Origin of the sequence: Nocardioides sp. (assembly GCF_014360585.1) — a bacterium.
Lineage (GTDB): Bacteria > Actinomycetota > Actinomycetes > Propionibacteriales > Nocardioidaceae > Nocardioides.
On record NZ_JACIXG010000055.1, the window covers coordinates 24,319 to 33,281 of the forward strand.

At 70.5% G+C, this 8,963-nt stretch carries 8 protein-coding genes; 3 read left to right on the plus strand and 5 right to left on the minus strand.

Annotated elements, in window-relative coordinates; all coding sequences use genetic code 11:
- Nucleotides 1-157 precede the first annotated feature (157 nt).
- Entirely contained in the window at nt 158-2,428 is a 2,271-nt protein-coding gene (locus H5T77_RS17435) for a bifunctional SulP family inorganic anion transporter/carbonic anhydrase (RefSeq protein WP_292651337.1), read from the plus strand.
- A gap of 5 nt (nt 2,429-2,433) precedes the next feature.
- Here H5T77_RS17435 and H5T77_RS17440 read toward each other — a convergent pair whose 3' ends face one another.
- Both H5T77_RS17440 and H5T77_RS17445 read right to left on the minus strand, forming a co-directional pair.
- Nucleotides 2,434-3,081 carry a LuxR C-terminal-related transcriptional regulator gene (locus tag H5T77_RS17440; protein ID WP_292651339.1) on the minus strand — a complete coding sequence of 216 codons (648 nt, stop codon included), beginning with the start codon at nt 3,079-3,081 and terminating at the stop codon, nt 2,434-2,436.
- Nucleotides 3,074-4,396, minus strand: a complete 1,323-nt coding sequence (locus H5T77_RS17445) for an ATP-binding protein (protein ID WP_292651341.1) — start codon at nt 4,394-4,396, stop codon at nt 3,074-3,076. Before H5T77_RS17445 ends, H5T77_RS17440 begins: the two co-directional genes overlap by 8 nt.
- A 123-nt stretch (nt 4,397-4,519) precedes the next feature.
- Between H5T77_RS17445 and H5T77_RS17450 the strand changes: the two genes are divergently transcribed.
- Nucleotides 4,520-5,854, plus strand: a complete 1,335-nt coding sequence (locus tag H5T77_RS17450) for a PspC domain-containing protein (RefSeq protein ID WP_292651343.1) — start codon at nt 4,520-4,522, stop codon at nt 5,852-5,854.
- The gene (locus tag H5T77_RS17455; RefSeq protein ID WP_292651345.1) at nt 5,851-6,108 is read left to right on the plus strand and encodes a hypothetical protein; all 258 of its coding nucleotides are present in this window, start codon (nt 5,851-5,853) and stop codon (nt 6,106-6,108) included. The genes H5T77_RS17450 and H5T77_RS17455 overlap by 4 nt, the downstream gene beginning before the upstream one ends.
- Here the strand turns inward: H5T77_RS17455 and H5T77_RS17460 are convergent.
- The 3 genes from H5T77_RS17460 to H5T77_RS17470 form a co-directional block, all read right to left on the minus strand.
- Nucleotides 6,097-6,714: a TetR/AcrR family transcriptional regulator gene (locus H5T77_RS17460; RefSeq protein ID WP_292651347.1), complete on the minus strand. Its 618-nt coding sequence runs from the start codon at nt 6,712-6,714 to the stop codon at nt 6,097-6,099. The genes H5T77_RS17455 and H5T77_RS17460 overlap by 12 nt on opposite strands.
- A 28-nt stretch (nt 6,715-6,742) precedes the next feature.
- On the minus strand, nt 6,743-7,621 hold the full coding sequence (locus H5T77_RS17465; protein WP_292651349.1) for a glycerophosphodiester phosphodiesterase family protein: 879 nt from the start codon (nt 7,619-7,621) through the stop codon (nt 6,743-6,745).
- Nucleotides 7,622-8,147: 526 nt separating this feature from the next.
- Nucleotides 8,148-8,963, minus strand: an 816-nt coding sequence (locus H5T77_RS17470) for an HNH endonuclease signature motif containing protein (protein WP_292651351.1), incomplete at its 5' end; no start/stop codon positions are given.

Genomic DNA, 8,963 nt, shown 5'->3' on the forward strand with positions numbered 1-8,963 from the left:
TCCCCGGTCTGAGCAGCCTTCAAGCGGTACCGCCCCGGGCACCTATTCGAACGGTGTCGCGATTTTGGTCACATCCGCCTTGGGGAATTCGGCGACATCTGCCTACTCTCACCGTGACCGCCACTGTCGCTCTCGGCTCCGTATGGAGGATTCTGACGTGTCATCACCCAACCCACCCTTGCCCACCGGCAGGTCCCGACCGCTCGATCAGCTTCGCCGCACCATTCGCTTCGACGTACCTGCCTCTCTGGTCGTCTTCCTCGTCGCCGTGCCACTTTCGCTCGGCATCGCCGTCGCCTCCGGTGCACCTGTCGCCGCGGGCCTGATCGCAGCCGTCGTGGGCGGCATCGTCGTCGGCCTCCTCGGCGGCTCCCCGCTGCAGGTCAGCGGCCCGGCCGCCGGCCTCACCGTCGTCGTCGCCGAGACGGTCGCCGAGTTCGGGTGGGAGGCGACCTGCGCGATCACCCTGATGGCCGGTCTCCTCCAGGTCGTGCTCGGGGCCACCCGGCTCGGGCGCTACGCCTTGGCGATCTCCCCGACCGTCGTCTGCGCGATGCTCGCCGCCATCGGGATCTCGATCGTCCTCGGTCAGCTCAACGTCGCCCTCGGCGGCCGCTCGCAGTCCAGCGCGATCGAGAACGTCAAGCACATCTTCGCCAACGCGCAGGAGCCCAACATCCACGCCGTCCTGGCGGGGCTCGGGGTGATCGGCATCCTGCTCGTCTGGCCGCGGCTGCCGCAGCGGATCCGGGCGGTGCCGGGCCAGCTCGTGGCCATCGTCGCACTCACCCTGCTCGCGGCCGCCTGGCTCCCGGGGGCCGAGCGGGTCGAGCTCGGTGGCGACCTGCTCGACGAGATCGGCTCGGTCGCGCTACCGGAGGGCACTCCGCTCGCCGTGGCCGGAGCGGTCCTGACCCTCGCCCTGATCGCGAGCGTCGAGAGCCTGCTCTCGGCGGTCGCGGTGGACAAGCTGCACGGCGGCCCGCGCAGCAACCTGGACCGCGAGCTCGTCGGCCAGGGGATCGCCAACACCGCCTCCGGGGCGCTCGGCGGCCTCCCCATCACCGGCGTCATCGTGCGCAGCTCGACCAACGTCGCGGCCGGGGCACGCACCCGCGCGTCCGCGATCCTGCACGGCGTCTGGGTGCTCCTCTTCGCCCTCGTCCTGGTCGGGCTCGTGGAGCAGATCCCGCTCGCTGCCCTGGCCGGTCTGCTGATCATGATGGGGACCGGCCTGGTCAGGCCTGCCGACATCACCCAGGCGCATGCCCGCGGCGAGCTGTGGATCTACGCCCTGACCATCATCGGCGTGCTTGCTCTCAACCTCATCGAGGGCGTCCTGATCGGCCTGGTCGCGGCTCTCGTCCTGGTGCTGTGGCGGCTGGTCCACGTGCGGATCGACGTACGCTCCCCCGGCCAGGCCCCCGACGGCCGCGAGAAGTGGCTGGTCGAGGTGCACGGCAGCCTCTCGTTCCTGGCGACGCCGAAGCTGGTGAGCCGGCTCGACGAGATCCCGGAGGGCCAGGTCGTCGAGCTCGACCTTCTCGTCGACTACTTCGACCCCGCCGGACGCGACCAGCTCGACCACTGGCGCACCCGCTACGAGGCCGCCGGCGGCACCGTGCTCGTGGAGCACTCCGGTCCGCACGGCGCCACGGAGCCGCGTCAGGAACGCGCGCTGAAGGCGCCTCCGATCAGCCCGCGGGCGCTGCTTCCGTGGAGCGCGTGGCAGGACGTACGCCCCGATCGCATCGACCCGCACCACCCGCTGGCCCTCGGCCTCCGCGAGTACCACCGCCGCCACGCGGAGCCGCTGCGCCCGGTCTACGAGGGTCTCGCCGAGGGCCAGGAGCCGCACGCGGTCTTCCTGACCTGTGTCGACTCCCGGGTCGTGCCCAACCTGATCACCGCCAGCGGCCCCGGCGACCTGCTCACGGTCCGCACCATGGGCAACCTCGTGCCCGAGCCCGGCAGCCCGGACAGCTCGGTCGCGGCGCCGATGCTGTTCGGCGTGGACGACCTCGGCATCGACACCGTCGTCGTCTGCGGTCACTCGCGCTGCGGTGCGATCACCTCTGCGGTGGAGAACACCCGGGCCGGGGAGGTGCCGGCGGGACCGGTCGGCGACTGGCTGCGCCACGCCGCGCCGGCGCTCCAGGAGTGGCAGGCCGGTCACCCGGTCGGCCTCGCCGCGGCAGCGGCCGGGCGGAGCGAGGTCGACCAGGTGTCCCAGGTCAACGTCGCGGTGATGATCGACCGGCTCGGACAGCTCCTCGCCGGCCGGGACGTACGCCTCGTGGGTCTCTTCCTGGACATCTCCGACGGCACGCTGCAGATCCTGCGCGCCGACGGGTTCGCGACGTTGACCGACGCCGAGACGGACGAGCTCGCCCACCTGATGGAGGCACGCCCGCCCGAGCCCGCCTAGGACAGCTAGAGCAGGCGGCGGTCGTTGGCCCAGCGGGTGAGCTCGTGACGGCTCGACAGCTGCAGCTTGCGCAGCACGTTGGACATGTGGGTCTCGACCGTCTTGATCGAGATGAACAGCTCGGCGGCGACCTCCTTGTAGGAGTAGCCGCGAGCGATGAGGCGCATCACCTCGCGCTCTCGTTCGGTCAGGCGGTCGAGGTCCTCGTCGATGTCGGCGATCGCGATGGTCCCGGCGAAGGCGTCGAGGACGAAGCCCGCCAGGCGCGGCGAGAAGACGGCGTCTCCCCCGGAGACCCGCTGGATCGCGGCGACCAGCTCGGAGCCGGTGATGGTCTTGGTGACATAGCCGCGCGCGCCGCCACGGATGGTGCCGATGACGTCCTCGGCGGCGTCGGAGACCGACAGCGCGAGGTAGCGCGGCGAGCCGTCGACGGCTGGGGCCTTGCGCATCACCTCGACACCTCCCCCGCCGGGGAGATGGACGTCGAGGAGCACCACGTCGGGCTTGCCCTCGGCGATCGCCTTGACCGCGGTGGTGACGTCCTCGGCCTCTCCGACGATCCGGATCACCGGCGAGCGGCTCAGCTCGGCGCGTACGCCGGTGCGGAACATCGCGTGGTCGTCGACGATGACGACCTTGACCTCACTCATCATTGGCCTTCTCTCCAAAGTAGGTTCCGGCGGTCTCAGCCGTGCGCGGCTGCTTCAGCCGCACCTCGGTGCCCTCGCCCGGAGACGATCTCACCACAGCGCTGCCCCCGTGGCGCGACATCCGGTCGATGATGCTGTTGCGGACGCCGTGTCGGTCGGCGGAGACCTCGTCCACGACGAAGCCTGCACCACGGTCGCGGACGAAGACCTCGAAGGCCTCCTCGGTCGCCTCGGCATAGACGTCGACGCGTCCGGTGCCCGCGTGCTTGGCCGCGTTGGTGACCGCCTCGCGGCTGGCGGCGACGATCACACGGACCGAGTCGTCGTAGGGACCGTCGCCGACGACGACCACGTCGACGGTGACTCCGTGGGAGTCCTCGACCTCGGCGGCCGCGGCCTTGAGGGCGGCCGCGAAGGTCTCGTCGGGGGCGACGGGGTCGGAGAAGAGCCACTCGCGCAGGTCGCGCTCCTGGGCGCGGGCTAGCTTCTGCACCATCGCCGGGTCGTCCGAGTTGCGCTGGATCAGGGCCAGGGTCTGGAGCACCGAGTCGTGCAGGTGGGCCGCCATGTCGGCGCGCTCCTGCGTCCGGATCCGCTCCTCGCGCTCGCTGCCCAGGTCGCTGGCCAGCTGGTGCATCCACGGCCCGGCCACGAGGAACCCGGCACCGAGCACCAGCACACCGGCGATGATCACGCCCGAGGCGTTGCCGAAGTCGAGCTGGCCACCGGCCAGGACGACGGCGACGAGCAGCAGGCCGAGACCGGCACCGACCCGGAGGTACGCCTGCCAGCCGCCCTTGCCGAAGATCATCCGCACCAGGTCGAGCCGTCCGGTGCTGTTGATCCAACGCTCGCGCTGGGCCTCGTCGGCCTGACGCCACAACAGCGCCACGCCGGCGACGCCGAGCATCAGCGGCCAGACCAGGGCGCCGGGGCCGAGCAGCGTGTCGAAGAGGACGATCCCGCCGACGCCGAGCGCCAGCAGGGCGATCGCCGGGCCCATGTCGACGCCGCCACGCCGGGTGCCGGGACGGCGGCCACCGCGGGTCGCGCTCTCGGCGCCCGGGGTGGACTTCTCCAGGTGCGGTGCGGCGGGGATGAAGATCCACAGCGCTGCGTACAGCAGGACGCCGATGCCGTTGAAGACCGCGGTGACGACGAAGAACGCGCGTACGGCCAGCACCGGCAGGCGGAGGTGCTCGGCGAGGCCGGCTGCGACGCCACCGATCACGGAGGCGTCGGTGTCGCGGTAGGCGCGGCGTACCGGTGGCCGTGCTTCGGTCGGCACGGGAGCCGGAGGTGCAGGTGTCGTCATGGTGACTCCATCGTCACACCTCGTACGGGCAGGCACCATGAGGATTCCCCCTGATCCTTGCCGAGTCGGATCTCAGGGCCGTCCCTGATGGGCTACAGGCAGCGGATGAGTCAGAGTTGAGGTGTGACGATCCCGCCCGAGGCGCCCGAGCCTCCCACGACCGAGTCGGCTCCTGCTGGCTCCGATCCCAGTCCCCGCCCGTCGCGCGACCAGCTGCGCAACCTGGGCGCTCTGCGGCGTACCACCAGCACGGCCCCCGAGGGACGGCACATCGCCGGTGTCGCGGGTGGGATCGCACGCCATCTCGACGTCGACCCGCTGCTGGTGCGGGTCCTGCTGGTGGTGTCGGTGTTCTTCGGCGGCGCCGGGGCGATCGTGTACGTCGCCGCCTGGCTGTTCGCACCCGAGGACGGCCACGAGGACGGCTTCGTGCCGGTCGGGCCGCCGACGCGGAACCTGCTGCTCTGGGTCGCGACCGGCGTCGCGACGCTCTCCCTGCTCGGCGACGCCCTCGGCGACACGAACATCCCGTGGTTCTGGCTGCTGGTGCTCGGCATTGCGGCGGTGTGGTGGCTCAACCGGGACAAGAAGAAGACCGCTGCGCCGTCGAACGCCCCGGGCTACCAGAACGACCCGGGTGACCCCGGCGACCCCGGCAACCCGGGCAACCCGGGCAACCCGCACACGGCCGTCTTCCCGGTTCAGCCGAGCCCGATGCCCGCCCCGTGGACCTCGGTGCCGCCTCAGATGCAGCTGCCCCGTCGGCCCAAGCCGCCGCTGCTGTTCGGTCCGGCGATCGCGACGGCAGCGCTGGTGGCCGGCCTCCTCGGCCTGGCCGACGTCGCCAACTGGTTTCCCGTCTCCAGCAGCGCCTACCCGGCCGCTGTGACGGCGGTCTTCGGCGCCTTCCTCGTCCTCGGTGCCTTCTGGGGTCGCGCCGGTGGTCTGATCGCGCTGGCCCTGGTGTCTCTCCTCGTGCTGGCCGGAACCACGGCCGTCTCGATGGTCGGCCACACCGGCCTGCAGTTCACGACACCCGTCGACGCGCAGCCGCAGACCGTGGCCGAGCTCGAGGAGACGTACTCCTTCAGTGTGGGTGCAGCGCGGATCGACCTCGGTGAGCTCGACGCGGACACCCTCGACGGCGAGCGCGTCGAGATCCGCGGCGAGGTCGGCGAGATCACCGTGATCGTCCCCGACGACGCCTCCATCGCGGTCGACGCCCGGATCACCGGCCCCGGCGAGGCGGAGGTCTTCGAGACGACCGCCGGTGACATCGACGGCGCTCACCTCGAGCGCACCCTCGAGGCCAACGCCAACACCAGCTCTGAGGGCGAGGACCCCGAGGCCGACCTCCACATCACCGCAATGACCGACGTCGGCGCCATCAAGATCTTCCGGGAGAGCGACCCCCGGGCCGAGGACGTACGCGACGCGATCGAACGGAGCATCCGATGAGCTACGACTATGCCGCCCCGGTCTTCCCTGAGAACGACCCGGTGTCGGAGAAGCGCTCCGGCCGCCACCCGGTCAACATCGGTCACCTCGTGATGGGTCTGGTGTTCCTGACCTTCGTCGGCGTCTGGGCCGTGATCGAGACCGGCGCCTTCGTCGTGAACACCGCGGAGGACCTGCGCTGGCTGCTGCCGCTGCCGTGGATCATCGGCGGCGGGGCGGGACTGGTCGCGACCCTGCTGCGCTCACGCAGATGAGGGATCTCCGGTCCAGCGCCCGATGAGCTCGCCCTCGTGCGGAGGCGGGCCCGGGAGACGGCGATGCGCCGCCTCGGCGCGCAGGCCGTCGCAGACGAGGGCCAGGTAGCGGCGGCGCAGGGCGGCGCTGCGTACGTCGTCTCCTACGTCGAGGCGAGCGATCTGCTCCAGGAGCACGGTGATGTCGGCGCGGGTGACGTCGGGGCGGAGGATGCCGCTGCCGCGGGCAGCGCGCAGGAGCCGGTTGGTGGTGTGGACCGCCAGTCTGTCCAGGTCGTGCAGGCCCTGGTCGAGCACCACCTCGCCACGCAGCGCGAGGGTGAGCCTCGGGAGCCCGTCGTCGAGGACCTGGCTCAGGAAGCCGGTGAACGCGTGCCACGGGTCGTCGGTGTCGCTCAGCGCCGCCTCCGCGAAGGCGATGAGACGGCGATAGTTGTCGGCGGCGACCGCGCGCAGCAGCGCCTGCTTGTTGGCGTAGCGGCGGTAGAGCCCGGCGACCCCCATCCCGGCCTCCTCCGCGACCGCGGCCATGGTCGCGCGTGGGTCCCTGAGCAGGACCTCACGGGCTGCGATCAGGACCGCGCGGTCCGCGTTCAGGGGCGGCATGCGCCAACCCTACGCGGGGGCTCCAGCCTCAGGCGGTCTGTGCCTGTGTGATGTCGGCCAAGGCCGCGACCGGCCGGTTCGGGTAGTCGGCGAACACTCCGTCGACCCCTGCCTCGAAGAGACGAACTGCCTGGTCACGTCCGGCTTTCAGAGTCCAGACGAAGACCTTCAGTCCATGCCGGTGGGCCTCGTCGGCCAGGCCTGTCGGCGGCTGTCCCTTCTTGCGCACCATCGACTTCTTGGGGCCGATGGCCTGGGCGTACGTCGCGATCTCCGCACAGTCGACCGCACCCCACTTCTTGTCGATCAGCTGCACCAGCGGCAGCTCCGTACGAGTGCTCATCTCCCGCACCCATGCCTCGTCGAAGCTCTGCAGCCACACCCGCTGGGTGGGCAGGCCGGGAAGGCTGTTCCAGGCGTCGACGCCGTGGTCGGCCAGGGTCTGCAGGAGAATCTCGGTCACGGGCAGGCCGATGGAGGCGAAGTACGTCGGGTGCTTGACCTCCACGTGCAGCCCCACCCGCCGTCCGCGGCGCTGCGACTCGTCGGCGACGAGCAGTAGCAGCGTGTCCAGCGTGATGATCGGCTGGCTCTCCGTCGGCGCCCCCAGGCTGAGCAGCTCGGGGAAGGTGAAGTCCTCGGTGAACCAACCCGTCCACTTCTTGCCACTGACGACCTTGGTCGTACGCCGCTGCGCGAACTCCGGACGCGAAGCCACGTCCGTGGTGCGGGTGAGCTCGTTCTCGTGCCTGAGCACCATCACCCCGTCCTTGGTCATCACGACGTCCGTCTCGAGCGCGTCCACGCCTTGGCGCAGCGCCAGACGGTAGGACTCCAAGGAGTGCTCCGGCAGATAACCGGGTGCTCCGCGATGGCCGATCACAAGAGGGCGGTGGGCCGATGCCATGACGCCAGCGTGCGTGCCGGCAGCGACGCCCCGGCGGGCAGAATGTGAATAGGACGTTACGAGCGGCAGGCTGTTCGGGACCCGGTGGTCGAGCTTGTCGACCAGGCCGTATGTCGCGGTCGGCTTGAGCGGCCTTCACCGCCACCGGTGGTCGAGCCTGCCGAGACCACCCCCGTGTCACGTTCGCCCCGGGGGGTCTCGTCACCTCCGGTGGTCGAGCTTGTCGAGACCACCCGATGTGTCACGGTCAACTCTGAGAGGCCTGTGTCGTCCGTGGTCGGGCTTGTTTCGGTCGCCTATGTGCTGGGGTCGACTGAGCGGCTTGGGTGCCTGTCCGGGGGCCGTAGGGCGGGTAGGGCCAATTGCCGGCTTGGGTTGGGAGATTAAAAGCCAGGGTGTCCGGGTTGGGTGCCATTTGGCTGTCTTGCGGGCTTCCAGCCTTGTCCGGGGGTTGCGTCGGGATACCTGTCCCTGTCCGGGTTCGAGAGGTGAGGGCGTACGCCCGGGAGCGAGTGTGTTTGCGGGGTCAGGCAGCGTCGTCTTGGCTGACGTCGTTCGCTGCGACAGGCGCTGGTCTGGGAGTGAGGTCGACTGTGCCCTCTGGGCTGGTGAGGAACTCGTAGCCGTGGGGTGATCGCCATCGGTAGCGGCCGGGGGCGAGGCGTTGGTAGGTCCAGCCGAGGTGGGTCTTGGCGCGGTGGTGGCGTCGGCACAGGCAGGTCAGGTTGGAGGTGGTGGTCTTCCCGCCTTGGTCGAACGGGACCCGGTGGTCGAGGTCGCAGTTCTCGGCCTTGACGTTGCAGTTGGGGAAGGCGCAGGTCTGGTCGATGAGTTGGACCTGGGTCCGTAGCCGCCCGGTGGGGGTGTAGGCGTCGGTGGTGATCTCCTCGTTGAGATCGATCACCGTCATCGGTCTGACGGTCACGCCGGGCATGGTGGCCCATCGGTCGAGCTGCTCGATGGTGGTCAGGCCGCGGGTGTTCCCGATCCGGACCAGGCCGGTGGTCGCGAGGTCGCGGGTGTCGGTGTGGATCTTCAGGTCGATGACCCGGCCGGTCGCGGGGAGCAAGTCCGCCGCAGATATGCCGGTGTTGTAGGCCCGAGCCAGGACCCCCAGCGCAGCGGCACGGCGGGCGTCGAGGGACAGGTCGCTGGTGGTGTCGTGGTCGAGGAGGCTGTGGGCGATCGCCGAGACCGCGGCTTCGAGGTCGAGAGCGTCTGCGGCGTCCAGGGTGGCGGTGACCTGCGCGGTCGCGCCGGCGGCTTGGCCTTGTTCGGCACCGACCGGGGGCAGGAACAGGCCGGGGTCGGTGTCGATGTCGCAGCGGCGGTGGTCGACGGC